Consider the following 17404-nt stretch of genomic DNA (forward strand, 5'->3'; position numbering starts at 1 on the left):
AACTGCGCGCAAGTATGCGGTGCGGTGACGCAATCGTCACCGGTGCGCTGGCGCTGAATGTGACGACCGCCCCAGAGGGGCGGCCGTTTGTTCACGGATCAGCTGTTGTTGTGGTCAACCTTGATGGTCGGGTCGCTGCCGGCGATCAGGTTGTGGATGTTGGCGCTCGACCAGTTGTTGCCTTCCAGTTTGATCGTCACGTCAGGCGTGGCAGCGGCGGCGTCGCCGGAGTTGAACTTGCCGCCCGAGCTGACTTGCAGCGACGACACGCCGTCGACCGTGGTGATCTTCAGGAAGTTGTCGATGGTGCTGCCGGTCTCGCCCTGCAACAGGTCACGCAGGTCGATGCGATCACCCTGGCTGGCATTGAAGTCCTTGATCACATCGTTGCCGGTGTCGCCCGACTTCCAGACGAAGGTGTCGGCACCCGAGCCGCCAATCAGGATGTCGTTGCCCTGACCGCCGATCAGCGTGTCGTTGCCGGTGCCGCCGAGCAGGATGTCATTACCTTTGCCGCCATCGAGCAAGTCATTGCCGCCGGAGCCGAACAGGATGTCATTGCCCGCACCGCCCAACAGTGTGTCGTTGCCGTCATGTGCACCGGAGACATCGAACGCCTGATAGTGCTCGGTGATGTACTGGTGCACGTTGCTGGTGGTGACTTTGCTGACGTCGACGCCGGTCTGCTGCGCAACGAACGCCTGCATCGCCTGGTAACCCTCGCCGGCAATACCGTTGAAGCTCACCAGGTCGCCGAACAGGATGTCGTTGCCGTCGCCACCGCTGACGATATCGTTGCCCGGCATCGTTGCTTCGGTGTGGCCGATGATCGAGTTGGCCAGATCCTTCGGATCGATGTTGGTCTGCGGCGTCTTGTCCGAGTCGTACGGCTTCAGGTCGTTGAGGCTGACGCCGCTGTTGAGGCCGATGGCTTCCACGTTCGACAGACCGCTGAGCAATGCGAAGCTGCTGTTGGCGTTGGTGGTGGTGTAGTAATCGGTGCTGCTACCGCTGCCCGCCAGGCCAGAGAACTCGTAGGTACCGTCGCCCTGGGCGTGCAGCGTGCCGAAGTTCTGGTACGTCCAGTTACCGCCCGATTTGGTCCAGACCGTCACCGAGCCGTTCGCGCTGATATCGATCTGGTGCGAGCTGTCCGGATACAGGCTGACGGCTGTCCCCAACTTGTAGTTGGTGGTGGTGATCAGGCTATCGAGGGTTTTGTTGCCGTACAGGTACGGGTTGGTCGACTCGCCGGTCTGATAGTAGGTCGGCTGGCCGTCGGTGATGAAGTACGTGAGGTTCTTCGCACCGGTGTTGGCCACCGCTTCAGCGCTCTGGAAGAAGTTGGCGGTGGTTTTGAACACGTCCTCGTAGTTGGTGCCGCCCCCGGACGTCATGGAGTCCAGCACAGCCTTGAGCTTGGTCAGCGCGTTCGGGTCGTTGAGGTTCACCGACACCGACTGTTTGACCTGAGTATCGAAGTCCACCAGGAAGATGTTCACCGTGCCCGAGTTGCTGCCGCCCAGACTCTGCTTGAGGGTGTTGAACACCGAGGTCAGCGAGTCTTTCGCGGCGTTCAGCGACGAAGTGCTCATACTGCCCGAGCTGTCGACCATGAACGCGATGTTGTAGTTGGTGCCCGGCACCACGGTCAGACCGCCAATGTCGGCGACCATGATGTCGTTGCCATCGGTGCCGTTGAAGGTGTCATCGCCGGAAGTGGCGACCGAAGCGGTATAGACCGCCGGCACCACGGTGACCGGAATGGTCGCGGTGCTGCTGGCCGAACCGCCCACGTATTCGGTGGAGGTCGAGGTCACGGTCAGGTTGAACTGGCCGTTGTAGTAGGTCGGCGGGGTCACGGTCAGGCTGCCGAGGTTCCAGCCGGTGACGTTGGCTTCGCCATTGCTCGCGGTGACGGTGAATGTGTGGCCTGCGCCGTCGCTCAGCACCGAGCCGACCGGCGCGCCGCTGATCTTCACGCTCAGGGTTTCCGAGCCGTCGGTGTCGGTCAGCGCGGTGCTGATCGCCGACAGTTTCACCGTGGTGCCTTCGGCGCCGGTGTTGAGTTTGTAGCCGTCGTAATAGCCTTCGCCATTAGTGCCGTGCAGATCGGAGACAGTCACGCCGGAGTTCACCAGATCTTGCACACCGGTGTAGATCGGTACGCCAGCGCTGCTCAGGTCGATCGGCGCGCTGCCGTTGACCGACAGGTTGACGTCGTAGCTGCCCGGGCCGCTCTGGTTGTGGTGGTAGATGTCCAGGGTGTAGTAGCCGCTGGTGGTCGGGGTGAACGATCCATTGATCGCGCCGCCCGCGCCCCAGGTACCCGACGCCACGTTTTTACCGCCGATGGTGATCAGCAGACTGTCATCGGCGACGCCGCTGAAGGTGTAGGTCTTGCCGGCTTCCAGATAGATCAGGCCGGACGTCTTCGACGCTGTGCCTGCTGCCACGCTGCCGTCGGATTGCACGTTGGTCACGCTACCGCTGGAGTTCGGCGTACCGGCACCGTCGATCACGTTTTTCAACGTGGTCGAATCTGCGCCGTTGCCACTGGTGCCCAGGCCCGACAGGCCGGTCCAGACTTCCTTGATCAGGCCGGTGGACTTCACGCTGTTGTCGGCCACGCTCACGGTCGGGGCATCCGCCACTGGCGTGATGTCGATCTTCACCGTGCCGGTGTTGCCCAGCAGTTGGCCGTCGGTTGGCTGGAATTTGATCTGCGCGTAGTCAGCCTGGTTGTTGCCCATGCCAGTACCGCCGTAACCGTTCACGCCCGACTCGTTGGCATCCGGCATGAAGCGCAGTTTGCCGGCGTCGATATCTGCCTTGGTGAAGGTCTGGTTGTTGGCGACGTCTTTCCAGGTCGAACCGTCGAGGTACTGCAGTTTGCCTTCGCCCGGCAGCTGGGTGATTTTGATGCCCAGGCTGCTGGCCGGGCTGTCCACGTCGGTCACACCGAAGGTCGACCAGCCGAGTACCAGCGGGGTGTCTTCGGTGCCAGTGACGTTGCTCGGTGCGGCGACCGGTGCGTCGTTGACCGCCACCACGTTGACCGTGGTGGTCGCGGTGTTGGAGTAGTTGCCGCCATCGGTCACAGTCACGGTGATGATCCGCGGCACGGTGCTCGGGTTTTCACTGCCGTTGGTGAAGCTGATGTTCTTGATGGCCTGCATGTAGTCGGCCAGCGTTGCATTGCCCGACAGGGTCAGCGTCACGGTGCCGTTGGTGCTGTTGGCATTGATGGTGATGCCGTTGACGCTGTTGCCCAGGTTCAACGCATCGCCGTCCTGACGGTTGGTCAGCACCACGGTGGCGCCGGTCAGCATGGTGCTGTCCGGGTCAGTGATGCTGATGTCGGTATCAGCAATCGACACGCCGGCACCCGGGGTGTTTTCGGTGAAGGTCACCTTGTAGTCGGCACCGGTCGCCCCGCTGGAGTTGTTGGCATCGAGGTCGATGACCGGCGGCGCATCGTTGTCGATGATCGAGGTGCTGACGCTGCCGTTGGTGCTGCTGACCGCGAGGTTCTCGAAGTTGCCGCCCGTGGCCGAGTCGATCTTGACCACGAAGTTCTCGGTGCCTTCGGTGATCTTGTCATCGATGGTGGCGACGTTGAACTGCGCGCTGCTCGCACCTGCCGGGATCTTCACGGTGTACACACCGGTGAAGTCGGAACCGTCGGCGGCAGTGCCGCTGTAGACGATTTTCAGGGTCACTTCGGTTTGCGCCGGGTGGTTCAGGCTGACGGTATAGCTGGCGGTCTGGCCTTCGGTCACCGAGGTGCTGCCGGTGATGCTGACCGTGGTGGTGTCGATGGTGTCAGTGACGTTGGTCACCGCTGGTGTGTTGTTGGTCACCAGGTTCTCGAAGCTGCCGCCGCTGGTGCCAGTGATGGTGGCCTGCACGGTGCCGGCGTCTTTGTAGACGTCGTCAGCCGGAGCAGGAACAGTCACGGTGCCGGTGGTTTTGCCGGCTTCGATGGTGATCACCGAGCCGTTCGACAGAGTTACGGTCACTGGCGAGCCAGCGGCGTTGGTCAGGGTCGCGGTGTAAGTGATCTGGCCACCTTCGGCCACGGTGCCGGTCGCGCTGAGCGAAAGGTTGGTGGTGTCGATGGTGTCGGTCACGGTGGTGCTGACCGGAGTCTTGTCGGCTACGAGGTTTTCGTAGTTGCCGCCGGTGACGTTGGTGATCGAGTTGGTCAGCGGAGCATGGCCAGTCAGCGCATCGTTCGGTGCGGTGGTGGTCACGGTGCCGGTGGTTTTGCCGATGTCGATGGTGATGTTCTGACCGTTGGCCAGGGTCACGACGACAGGCGAGCCGGTCACTGGCGCGCCGACGGTGGCGGTGTAGACGACGTTGCCGCCCTCGGCCGCTGTGCCGGTTGCGCTCAGCTTCACGGTGGTGGTGTCGATGGTGTCGGTCACGCTGGTCACGGCCGGTGTTGTGCTTGGCACCAGGTTTTCGAAGTTGCCACCGGTGGCGTTGCTGATGGTTGCCTGCACGGTGCCGGCGTCTTTGTAGACGTCGTCAGCCGGTGCCGGAACGGTCACGGTGCCAGTGGTTTTGCCGGCTTCGATGGTGATCACCGAGCCGTTCGACAGCGTTACGGTGACTGGCGAACCAGCGGCGTTGGTCAGGGTCGCGGTGTAGGTGATCTGGCCACCTTCGGCCACGGTGCCGCTCGCGGACAGCGACAGGTTGGTGGTGTCGACGGTATCGGTGACAGTGGTCGAAACCGGCGTTTTGTCGGCAACCAGATTCTCGTAGTTACCGCCGCTGACGTTGGTGATCGCGTTGGTCAACGGCGCGTGGCCGGTCAACACGTCGTTCGGCGCGGTGGTGGTCACGGTGCCAGTGGTTTTGCCCACTTCGATGGTGATGTTCTGACCGTTGGCCAGGGTCACGACGACAGGCGAGCCGGTCACAGGTGCGCCGACGGTGGCGGTGTAGACGACATTGCCGCCCTCGGCCGCTGTGCCGGTTGCGCTCAGCTTCACGGTGGTGGTGTCGATGGTGTCGGTCACGCTGGTCACGGCCGGCGTCGTGCTCGGCACCAGGTTTTCGAAGTTGCCACCGGTGGCGTTGCTGATCGTCGCCTGCACGGTACCGGCGTCTTTGTAGACGTCGTCGGCTGGCGCTGGAACGGTGACGGTGCCGGTGGTTTTGCCGGCTTCGATGGTGATGACTGCACCGTTCGACAGGGTCACGGTGACTGGCGAGCCAGCAGCGTTGGTCAGCGTGGCGGTGTAAACGATCGAACCGCCCTCGGCGACCGAGTTGGTGGCACTCAGGGACAGGTTGGTGGTGTCGACGGTGTCGGTCACGGTGGTGCTGACCGGAGTCTTGTCCGCAACGAGGTTTTCGTAGTTGCCACCGGTTACGCCGGTGATCGAATTGGTCAGCGGTGCGTGGCCGGTCAACACGTCGTTCGGCGCGGTGGTGGTCACGGTGCCAGTGGTTTTGCCCACTTCGATGGTGATGTTCTGACCGTTGGCCAGGGTCACGGTGACCGGCGAGCCGGTGACTGGCGCACCGACCGTGGCGGTATAGGTGACGGTACCGCCCTCAGCCGCCGTGCCGGTGGCGGTCAGTTTGACCGTGGTGGTGTCGATGGTGTCAGTGACGCTGGTGACCGCTGGGGTGTTGCTGGTCACCAGTTTCTCGAAGCTGCCGCCGGTGGCGTTGCTGATCGTAGCCTGCACGGTGCCGGCGTCTTTGTAGACGTCGTCAGCCGGAGCCGGGACGGTCACGGTGCCGGTGGTTTTGCCGGCTTCGATGGTGATCACCGAGCCGTTCGACAGAGTAACGGTCACTGGCGAACCAGCGGCGTTGGTCAGGGTCGCGGTGTAGGTGATCTGGCCACCTTCGGCCACGGTGCCGGTTGCGGACAGCGACAGATTGGTGGTGTCGACGGTGTCAGTGACAGTGGTCGAAACCGGCGTTTTGTCGGCAACCAGATTCTCGTAGTTACCGCCGCTGACGTTGGTGATCGCGTTGGTCAACGGCGCGTGGCCGGTCAACACGTCGTTCGGCGCGGTGGTGGTCACGGTGCCAGTGGTTTTACCCACTTCGATGGTGATGTTCTGACCGTTGGCCAGTGTCACGGTGACCGGTGAACCGGTAACAGGAGCACCAACCGTCGCGGTGTAGGTAACGGTGCCACCCTCAGCAGCCGACTCGGTCGCGGTCAGTTTGACGGTGGTGGTGTCGATGGTGTCGGTGACGCTGGTGACTGCCGGCACAGTGCTCGGCACCAGGTTCTCGAAGTTGCCACCGGTGGCGTTGCTGATGGTTGCCTGCACGGTGCCGGCGTCTTTGTAGACGTCGTCCGCTGGTGCAGGAACGGTCACGGTGCCGGTGGTTTTACCAGCGTCGATGGTGATAACGGCGCCGTTCGACAGGGTCACGGTGACTGGCGAGCCAGCGGCGTTGGTCAGCGTGGCGGTGTAGACAATCGAACCGCCTTCAGCGACCGATGGGGTAGCGCTCAACGACAGGTTGGTGGTGTCGACAGTGTCGGTCACGGTGGTGCTGACCGGGGTCTTGTCGGCGACGAGGTTCTCGTAGTTGCCGCCGGTTACGTCGGTAATGGCGTTGGTCAGCGGTGCGTGACCGGTCAACGCATCGTTAGGCGCAGTCGTGGTCACGGTGCCGGTGGTTTTACCCACCTCGATGGTGATGTTCTGACCATTGGCCAGGGTCACGGTGACCGGCGAACCGGTCACAGGAGCACCGACAGTTGCGGTGTAAGTAACGGTGCCACCCTCAGCCGCCGACTCGGTCGCGGTCAGTTTGACGGTGGTGGTGTCGATGGTGTCGGTGACGCTGGTGACCGCTGGGGTGTTGCTGGTCACCAGTTTCTCGAAGCTGCCGCCGGTGGCGTTGCTGATCGTAGCCTGCACGGTGCCGGCGTCTTTGTAGACGTCGTCAGCCGGAGCCGGGACGGTCACGGTGCCGGTGGTTTTGCCGGCTTCGATGGTGATCACCGAGCCGTTCGACAGATTAACGGTCACTGGCGAACCAGCTGCGTTGGTCAGGGTCGCGGTGTAGGTGATCTGGCCACCTTCGGCCACGGTGCCGGTTGCGGACAGCGACAGATTGGTGGTGTCGACGGTGTCAGTGACAGTGGTCGAAACCGGCGTTTTGTCGGCAACCAGATTCTCGTAATTGCCGCCGCTCACGTCGGTGATCGAGTTGGTAATCGGCGCGTGGCCGGTCAACGCATCGTTCGGTGCGGTGGTGGTCACGGCGCCGGTGGTTTTGCCCACTTCGATGGTGATGTTCTGACCGTTGGCCAGGGTCACGACAACCGGTGAACCGGTGACAGGAGCACCAACCGTCGCGGTGTAGGTAACGGTGCCACCCTCAGCCGCCGACTCGGTCGCGGTCAGTTTGACGGTGGTGGTATCGATGGTGTCGGTCACGTTGGTGACTGCCGGAACAGTGCTCGGCACCAGATTTTCGAAGTTGCCGCCAGTCGCGGTGGAAATGGTCGCTTCGACCTTGCCCGCGTCTTTGTAAACGTCATCAGCCGGAGCTGGAACGGTCACGGTGCCAGTCGTTTTGCCCGCCTCAATCGTAATGACGGCGCCGTTCGACAGGGTTACGGTCACTGGCGAGCCAGCGGCGTTGGTCAGCGTGGCGGTGTAAACAATCGAACCGCCTTCAGCGACCGATGGGGTAGCGCTCAACGACAGGTTGGTGGTGTCGACAGTGTCGGTCACGGTGGTGCTGACCGGGGTCTTGTCGGCGACGAGGTTCTCGTAGTTGCCGCCGGTTACGTCGGTAATGGCGTTGGTCAGCGGTGCGTGACCGGTCAACGCATCGTTAGGCGCAGTCGTGGTCACGGTGCCGGTGGTTTTACCCATCTCGATGGTGATGTTCTGACCATTGGCCAGCGTCACGACCACCGGCGAACCGGTAACAGGGGCACCAACCGTCGCGGTGTAGGTAACGGTGCCACCCTCAGCAGCCGACTCGGTCGCGGTCAGTTTGACCGTGGTGGTGTCGATGGTGTCGGTGACGCTGGTGACTGCCGGAACAGTGCTCGGCACCAGATTTTCGAAGTTGCCGCCAGTCGCGGTGGAAATGGTCGCTTCAACCTTGCCCGCGTCTTTGTAAACGTCATCAGCCGGAGCCGGAACAGTGACGGTGCCAGTGGTTTTGCCAGCCTCGATGGTGATCACAGCACCGTTCGACAACGTCACGGTCACTGGCGAGCCAGCGGCGTTGGTCAGCGTGGCGGTGTAAACGATCGAGCCACCTTCGGCGACCGAGTTGGTAGCGCTCAACGACAGATTGGTGGTGTCGACGGTATCGGTCACGGTGGTGCTGACCGGGGTCTTGTCGGCAACGAGGTTCTCGTAGTTGCCGCCGTCTACGTTGGTGATCGAGTTGGTCAGCGGCGCATGGCCGGTCAATGCATCGTTTGGCGCAGTGGTGGCCACGGTGCCAGTGGTTTTGCCGACCTCAATGGTGATCTGCTGACCGTTGGCCAATGTCACCACGACCGGAGAACCGGTCACGGGAGCGCCAACAGTGGCGGTGTAAGTGACAGTGCCGCCTTCAGCCACGGACGTATCGGCAGTCAGTTTCACCGTCGAAGTGTCGATGGTGTCGGTCACTTCGGTCACGGCCGGAACAGTGCTCGGCACCAGGTTTTCGAAGTTACCGCCAGTAGCGGTCGAAATGGTCGCTTCGACTTTTCCTGCATCTTTGTAGACGTCATCGGCCGGTGCCGGAACGGTCACAGTGCCAGTGGTTTTACCCGCCTCGATGGTGATTACAGCGCCGTTCGACAAGGTCACGGTCACTGGCGAGCCAGCAGCGTTGGTCAGGGTCGCGGTGTAAACAATCGAACCGCCCTCAGCGACAGAACCGGTGGCGCTCAACGACAGATTGGTGGTGTCGACGGTATCGGTGACGTTGGTCGAAACCGGGGTCTTGTCGGCAACCAGATTCTCGTAGTTGCCGCCGGTTACACCGGTGATCGAGTTGGTAATCGGTGCGTGGCCGGTCAATGCATCGTTCGGTGCAGTGAAGGTCACGGTGCCAGTGGTTTTACCCACTTCGATGGTGATGTTCTGACCATTGGCCAGCGTCACCACAACTGGAGAGCCAGTGACTGGCGCACCCACGGTCGCGGTGTAAACAACCGCGCCACCTTCAGCGGCGGTCTCGGTCGCCGTGAGTTTCACGGTCGAAGTGTCGATGGTGTCAGTCACTTCGGTAACGGCTGGAGCGGTGCTCGGCACCAGATTCTCGAAGTTGCCGCCCGTCGCGGTGGAAATGGTCGCTTCGACTTTGCCGGCGTCTTTGTAAACGTCGTCAGCCGGAGCTGGAACGGTCACGGTGCCAGTGGTTTTGCCCGCTTCGATGGTGATCACGGCGCCGTTCGACAAGGTCACGGTCACTGGCGAGCCAGCAGCGTTGGTCAGGGTCGCGGTGTAGATGATCTGGCCACCTTCGGCCACGGTGCCGGTCGCACTCAGCGACAGGTTGGTGGTGTCGACGGTATCGGTAACTGTGGTCGAAACCGGCGTCTTGTCGGCGACCAGGTTCTCGTAATTGCCGCCGCTCACGTCGGTGATCGCGTTGGTCAGCGGCGCGTGGCCGGTCAACGCATCGTTCGGCGCAGTGAAGGTCACGGTGCCGGTGGTTTTACCCACTTCGATGGTGATGTTCTGACCATTGGCCAGGGTCACGGTGACCGGCGAACCGGTCACAGGAGCACCGACAGTTGCGGTGTAAGTAACGGTGCCACCCTCAGCCGCCGACTCGGTCGCGGTCAGTTTGACGGTGGTGGTGTCGATGGTGTCGGTGACGTTGGTCACGGCCGGAACAGTGCTCGGCACCAGGTTTTCGAAGTTGCCGCCGGTGGCAGTCGAAATGGTCGCTTCAACTTTGCCCGCGTCTTTGTAAACGTCATCAGCCGGAGCCGGGACAGTGACGGTGCCAGTGGTTTTACCCGCGTCGATGGTGATTACGGCGCCGTTTGACAGGGTCACAGTCACCGGTGTGCCGGCCGGGTTGGTCAGCGTTGCGGTGTAAACGATCGAACCGCCCTCAGCCACCGAATCGGTCGCGGTCAGGTTCAGATTAGTGGTGTCGGTGGTGTCCGTAACCGTGGTGTCGGCCGACTTGCCGTCGGTCACCAGTTTTTCGTAGTTGCCGCCAGTCGCGCCGTCGATGGTCACGCTCAACGAGCTGCCGCCCGCCAATGGGCTGTTCGGCGCAACGAAATTCACGGTACCGCTGGTTTCACCGACAGCGATGGTGATGGTCTGGCCGTTGGACAGGGTCACGACAACCGGCGAACCGGTCACAGGCGCAGTGACGGTCGCGGTGTAGACCACGGTTTCGCCTTCGGCGACGTTGGCCGTGGCGGTCAGCGACACGGTGGACGTGTCGATGGTGTCGTTGACGGTGGTGACCGCCGGAGTCGTATTGGTGACGAGGTTTTCGAAGTCGCCACCGGTCGCGCCCTTGATGGTCGCTTCAACAGTGCCGGCGTCTTTGTAGACGTCGTCCTTCGGTGCGTCGACGGTCACGGTGCCGGTGGTTTTGCCGGCCTCGATGGTGATGGTCGCGCCATTGCTCAACGTCACGGTGACCGGGCTGCCGGCCGCGTTGGTCAAGGTGGCGGTGTAGGTGATCTGGCCACCTTCGTTCACCGTGCCAGTGGCGCTGAGCGACAGGTTGGTGGTGTCGACGGTGTCGGTCACGGTGGTGCTGACTGGGGTTTTGTCGGCCACGAGGTTTTCGTAGTTGCCGCCGGTGACGTCAGTGATCGAGTTGGTCAGCGGCGCGTGACCGGTCAACGCGTCGTTTGGCGCGGTGGTGGTGACGGTACCGGTGGTTTTACCCACTTCGATGGTGATGTTCTGGCCGTTGGCCAACGTTACGACAACCGGCGAGCCAGTGACTGGCGCGCCAACGGTGGCGGTGTAGGTGACAGTGCCACCCTCGGCTGCCGACTCGGTGGCCGTCAGTTTGACGGTCGAGGTGTCGATGGTGTCGGTGACGTCAGTCACCGCTGGCGTGGTGCTCGGAACGAGGTTCTCGAAGTTGCCGCCGGTTGCCTCCTTGATCGTCACTTCGACTTTGCCGGCGTCTTTGTAGACGTCATCGGCAGGTGCCGGAACGGTCAGGGTGCCCGTTGTTTTGCCTGCCTCGATGGTGATTACCGAACCATTCGAAAGCGTTACGGTGACCGGCGAACCTGCCGCGTTGGTCAGCGTCGCGGTGTAAACAATCGAGCCGCCTTCAGCCACAGTACCGGTCGCCGTCAGCGACAGGTTGGTGGTGTCGACAGTGTCGGTGACGTTGGTCGAAACCGGCGTCTTGTCGGCAACCAGATTTTCGTAATTGCCGCCGCTCACGTCAGTGATCGCGTTGGTCAGCGGCGCGTGGCCGGTCAACGCGTCGTTCGGTGCGGTGGTGGTGACGGTGCCAGTGGTTTTGCCGACTTCGATGGTGATGTTCTGACCATTGGCCAGGGTCACAACCACAGGCGAACCGGTCACTGGCGCGCCAACGGTCGCGGTGTAAGTAACGGTGCCACCTTCAGATGCCGATTCGGTGGCGGTCAGTTTGACGGTGGTGGTGTCGATGGTATCGGTGACTTCGGTGACAGCCGGAACGGTGCTCGGCACCAGGTTCTCGAAATTGCCGCCCGTGGCAGTCGAAATGGTCGCTTCGACTTTGCCTGCGTCTTTGTAAACGTCATCAGCCGGGGCTGGAACGGTCACGGTGCCGGTGGTTTTGCCAGCTTCGATGGTGATCACGGCGCCGTTCGACAGGGTTACGGTCACTGGCGAGCCAGCGGCGTTGGTCAGTGTCGCGGTGTACGTGATCGAACCGCCCTCGGCGACCGAGTTGGTGGCGCTGAGCGACAGGTTGGTGGTGTCGGTGGTGTCCGTCACGCTGGTGCTGACCGGGGTTTTGTCTGCTACGAGATTTTCGTAGTTGCCGCCCGTCACACCGGTGATCGAGTTGCTCAGTGGTGCCTGGCCAACCAAAGCGTCGTTTGGCGCGGTGGTGGTAACGGTGCCAGTGGTTTTGCCGACTTCAATGGTGATCTGCTGACCGTTGGCCAACGTCACCACAACCGGCGAACCGGTGACTGGTGCACCAACGGTAGCGGTGTAAGTAACGGTGCCGCCTTCAGCCACGGTGGTGTCGGCGGTCAGTTTGACGGTCGAGGTGTCGATAGTGTCGGTGACATCGGTGACGGCCGGAACGGTGCTCGGCACCAGATTCTCGAAGTTGCCGCCGGACGCATCCTGGATGGTCACTTCGACTTTGCCGGCGTCCTTGTAGACGTCATCGGCGGGGGCCGGAACAGTCACAGTACCGGTGGTTTTGCCCGCCTCGATGGTGATCACCGAGCCATTGCTCAGGGTCACGGTCACCGGCGTGCCGGCCGGATTGGTCAGGGTCGCGGTGTAAACGATCGAGCCGCCCTCAACCACAGTTCCGGTCGCACTCAGCGTCAGGTTGGTGGTGTCGGTGGTGTCGGTCACGCTGGTGCTGACCGGGGTTTTGTCGGCGACGAGGTTTTCGTAGTTGCCGCCGGTAACGCCAGTAATCGAGTTGCTCAGTGGTGCCTGGCCGACCAGTGCGTCGTTCGGCGCAGTGGTGGTTACGGTGCCAGTGGTTTTACCCACTTCGATGGTGATGCTCTGGCCGTTGGCCAGGGTCACGACAACCGACGAACCAGTGACTGGCGCACCAACGGTGGCGGTATAAGTGACGGTGCCACCTTCAGCCACGGTGCTGTCGGCGGTCAGTTTCACGGTCGAAGTGTCGATGGTATCGCTGACTTCGGTAACGGCCGGAACGGTGCTCGGCACCAGGTTCTCGAAATTGCCGCCAGTGGCAGTGGAAATGGTCGCTTCGACCTTGCCCGCGTCTTTGTAAACGTCATCCGCCGGAGCCGGAACGGTCACGGTGCCGCTGGTTTTGCCAGCCTCGATGGTGATGACTGCGCCGTTGCTCAGGGTCACTGTGACCGGCGAGCCAGCCGCATTGGTCAGGGTCGCGGTGTAAACGATCGAACCGCCTTCAGCCACGGAACCGGTCGCGCTCAGCGACAGGTTGGTGGTGTCGACGGTGTCGGTCACGGTGGTGCTGACCGGGGTTTTGTCGGCAACGAGATTCTCGTAATTGCCGCCGCTCACGTCGGTGATCGAGTTACTCAGCGGCGCGTGACCGGTCAGCGCATCGTTCGGTGCGGTGAAGGTCACGGTGCCCGTGGTTTTGCCCACTTCGATGGTGATGCTCTGGCCGTTGGCCAGGGACACGACAACCGGCGAACCAGTGACTGGCGCACCAACAGTGGCGGTGTAGGTGACGGTGCCACCCTCTGCCACGGAAGTGTCAGCCGTCAGTTTCACGGTTGAGGTGTCGATGGTGTCAGTGACATCGGTCACCGCTGGGACGGTGCTCGGAACGAGATTTTCGAAGTTACCGCCGGTAGCGTCCGTGATGGTCACTTCGACTTTGCCGGCGTCTTTGTAAACATCATCGGCTGGCGCCGGAACTGTCACGGTGCCAGTGGTTTTGCCAGCCTCGATGGTGATCACCGAGCCGTTGCTCAGGGTCACCGTCACTGGCGAACCGGCGGCATTGGTCAGGGTCGCGGTGTAAGTGATCTGGCCACCCTCGGCCACGGAACCGGTCGCGCTGAGCGACAGGTTGGTGGTGTCGGTGGTGTCGGTCACCGTAGTGCTGACCGGGGTTTTGTCCGCTACGAGATTTTCGTAGTTGCCACCCGTCACGTTGGTGATCGAGTTGGTGACCGGGGCTTGGCCAACCAATGCATCGTTCGGTGCAGTGAAGGTTACGGTGCCCGTGGTTTTACCGACTTCGATGGTGATGTTCTGGCCGTTTGCCAGAGTCACCACAACAGGCGAACCCGTCACTGGAGCGCCAACGGTCGCGGTGTAGGTGACAGTGCCACCTTCAGCGACCGAAGTATCAGCCGTCAGTTTGACGGTCGAAGTATCGATGGTGTCGGTGACGTCGGTAACGGCCGGAACGGTGCTTGGTACCAGGTTCTCGAAATTGCCGCCCGTGGCCTTATCGATGTTCACTTCGACTTTGCCGGCGTCTTTATAGACGTCATCGGCTGGCGCAGCAACGGTCACGGTGCCTGTGGTTTTGCCAGCCTCGATGGTGATCACCGAACCGTTCGACAGGGTCACGGTGACCGGCGAGCCGGCAGCGTTGGTCAGGGTCGCGGTGTAAGTGATCTGGCCACCCTCGGCCACGGAACCGGTCGCGCTGAGCGACAGGTTGGTGGTGTCGGTGGTGTCAGTCACCGTGGTGCTGACCGGGGTTTTGTCCGCTACGAGGTTCTCGTAATTGCCGCCCGTGACGTTGGTGATCGAGTTGGTCAGCGGGGCCTGGCCAACCAGCGCATCGTTCGGCGCAGTGGTGGTCACGGTGCCGGTGGTTTGACCCACTTCGATGGTGATGCTCTGGCCGTTGGCCAAAGACACCACAACCGGCGAGCCGGTCACCGGGGCGCCGACGGTGGCGGTGTAAGTGACGGTGCCACCTTCAGCGACCGAAATATCAGCCGTCAGTTTGACGGTCGAAGTATCGATGGTGTCGGTGACGTCGGTCACGGCTGGAACGGTGCTCGGCACCAGGTTCTCGAAATTGCCGCCCGTGGCCTTGTCGATGGTCACTTCGACTTTGCCGGCGTCTTTGTAAACATCATCGGCTGGCGCCGGAACCGTCACGGTGCCGGTGGTTTTGCCTGCTTCGATGGTGATGACTGAGCCGTTGCTCAGCGTTACGGTGACTGGCGAGCCTGCCGCATTGGTCAGCGTGGCGGTGTAGGTAATCTGGCCACCCTCGGCCACAGAGCCGGTCGCGCTCAGCGACAGGTTGGTGGTGTCGACGGTATCGGTAACGGTGGTTGAAACCGCGGTCTTGTCGGCCACGAGATCTTCGTAGTTGCCGCCAGTCACGCCAGTGATCGAGTTGGTCAGTGGTGCGTTACCGGTCAGCGCATCGTTCGGTGCGGTGAAGGTCACGCTGCCGGTGGTTTTACCGACTTCGATGGTGATGTTCTGACCATTGGCCAGCGTTACCACGACAGGCGAACCGGTCACTGGCGCGCCAACGGTGGCGGTGTAGGTAACAGTGCCACCTTCAGCCACCGACGTATCGGCGCTCAGTTTCACGGTCGAAGTGTCGATGGTGTCGGTCACTTCGGTCACAGCTGGCGTGGTGCTCGGAACGAGGTTCTCGAAGTTACCGCCGCTGGCGTCCGTGATAGAGACTTCGACTTTGCCGGCGTCTTTGTAGACGTCATCGGCAGGCGCTGGAACGGTCACGGTGCCGGTGGTCTTGCCCGCTTCGATGGTGATCACCGAACCGTTGCTCAGGGTCACGGTGACGGGGGTTTGCGCGGCGTTGGTCAGGGTCGCGGTGTAAACGATCGAACCACCTTCGGCCACCGAACCGGTCGCGCTCAACGACAGATTGGTGGTGTCGATCGAGTCGGTAATGGTAGTAGTCGCGGGCGTCGGGTTTGGCACCAGGTTTTCGAAATTACCGCCGGTAGCGTCAGTAATCGTGGTGCTGACGGTGCTGCCGTTGTTATAGACGTCGTTGGCCGCCGTCGGCACGTTGACGGTGCCAGTGGTCTGGCCGGCTTCAATGGTGATGGTCGAACCGTTCGACAGGGTGACGGTCACCGGGGTTTGCGCCGGGTTGGTCAGGGTCGCGGTGTAAGTGATCTGCCCGCCTTCGACAACAGTGCCGGTGGCGGTGAGGCTCACGCTGGTGGTGTCGATCGAGTCGGTCACGGTGGTGGTCGCTGGCGTCGTGTTCGGAACCAGGTTCTCGAAGTTGCCGCCGGTTGCACCGGTAATGGTGGTGCTGACGGTGCCGCCATTGTTGTAGACGTCGTTCGGTGCGGTCGGCACGTTGACGGTGCCGGTGGTCTGGCCGGCTTCAATGGTGATGGTCGAACCGTTCGACAGGGTGACGGTGACCGGCGTCTGCGCCGGGTTGGTCAGGGTCGCGGTGTAGGTGATCTGGCCACCTTCGACCACGGTGCCGGTGGCGGTCAGGGTCAGGCCGGTGTTATCGATCGAATCGGTGATGGTGGTCACCGCCGGAGTCGGGTTCGGCACCAGGTTTTCGAAGTTGCCGCCGGTGGCACCGGTGATGGTCGTGGTGACCGTGCTGCCGTTGTTATAGACGTCGTTGGCCGGCGTCGGCACGTTGACGGTGCCAGTGGTCTGGCCGGCGCCGATGGTGATGGTCGAGCCGTTCGACAGGGTGACGGTCACCGGGGTTTGCGCCGGGTTGGTCAGGGTCGCGGTGTAGGTGATCTGGCCGCCTTCGGTGACGCTCGGGCCCGCCGTCAGGGTGACGGTGGTGGTGTCGATGGTGTCGGTGACCTGAGTCGTGGCCGGAGTGGTCGGAGTGGTCACGGTGATGCCGTTGCCGCCGGTGGTACCGGTGACGGTCACGTCAATCTGGGTCGGGTCGTTATAAACGGTGTCGTTCGGTGCCAGCGGCACGTTGACGGTGCCGGTGGTGGAACCGGCCGGAATCACGATCACCGCGCCGTTGGACAGGGTGATGGTCAGGTCGGTCAGCGGCGCCTGGGTCAGGGTCGCGGTGTACACCAGCACGCCGCCGGCCTCGGTGATGGTCGGCGTAGCACTGAGGCTCAGGGTCGACTCACGCAGGGCGTTGGTGGTGGTGTCGGTGGTCTGTCCACCAGTGATGTTTTGCGCCGCTTGCGCGCCGGAGTTGATCCCCTCCGTCGGGAAGCCAATGGTCGGATCAACGCGACCCGCCGTGGCATCGAGCATCACGAAGCTGTGGCCGCCGCCAGCCGCACCGCCAGTACCCGCAGCTGAAGGGCCGGCAGCGGTGGCTTCAAGAGCAGTAGTCGGGTCGACACCCGCGGCAATCGCTTGCTGCAATTCTGCTACCGACGGCGCAGCCTGCGCGGTGGCTTCGGCCAGGTCAGTGCTGGAGTCGGGCGCGTTGGCGCTCCACTGAGTTTCGCGACCCAGATCCAGAGTGCGGCCATCAGCCAGTTCCAGCGACACGGCGCCGGAGAGGCCGGTGTCGATCTGGTCGCCGACGAACAGACGATCGCCTTCAACGAGCACGCGGCGTACACCCTCAGGGGAGACCACGAATACCTGACCGACAATGCTTTTGACGATGGCAACAACACTGCTCATTGAAGACTCTCCGGGTGTTACGTTCAGTTGACTTCCATTGCCTGATGGCTCGGCGCCGATTCAGTCTGGACGTACTTTAAAAATTTGCGAATCAAGTTTGACGCGTCTCTTCGTCAATAATTTGGCTAGATTCTTTCGCTATTAACTTTATGCCAAACTATTGACCTTCT

Annotated in this window: 1 protein-coding gene; it reads right to left on the bottom strand. The window is 62.1% G+C overall.

Annotated features, from left to right (window positions below; all coding sequences use genetic code 11):
* Positions 1-98: 98 nt before the first annotated feature.
* On the bottom strand, positions 99-17234 hold the full coding sequence (locus KI231_RS00715; RefSeq protein ID WP_213027162.1) for an immunoglobulin-like domain-containing protein: 17136 nt from the start codon (positions 17232-17234) through the stop codon (positions 99-101).
* Positions 17235-17404: the final 170 nt, after the last annotated feature.

This window comes from Pseudomonas sp. Seg1 (genome assembly GCF_018326005.1).
GTDB lineage: Bacteria > Pseudomonadota > Gammaproteobacteria > Pseudomonadales > Pseudomonadaceae > Aquipseudomonas.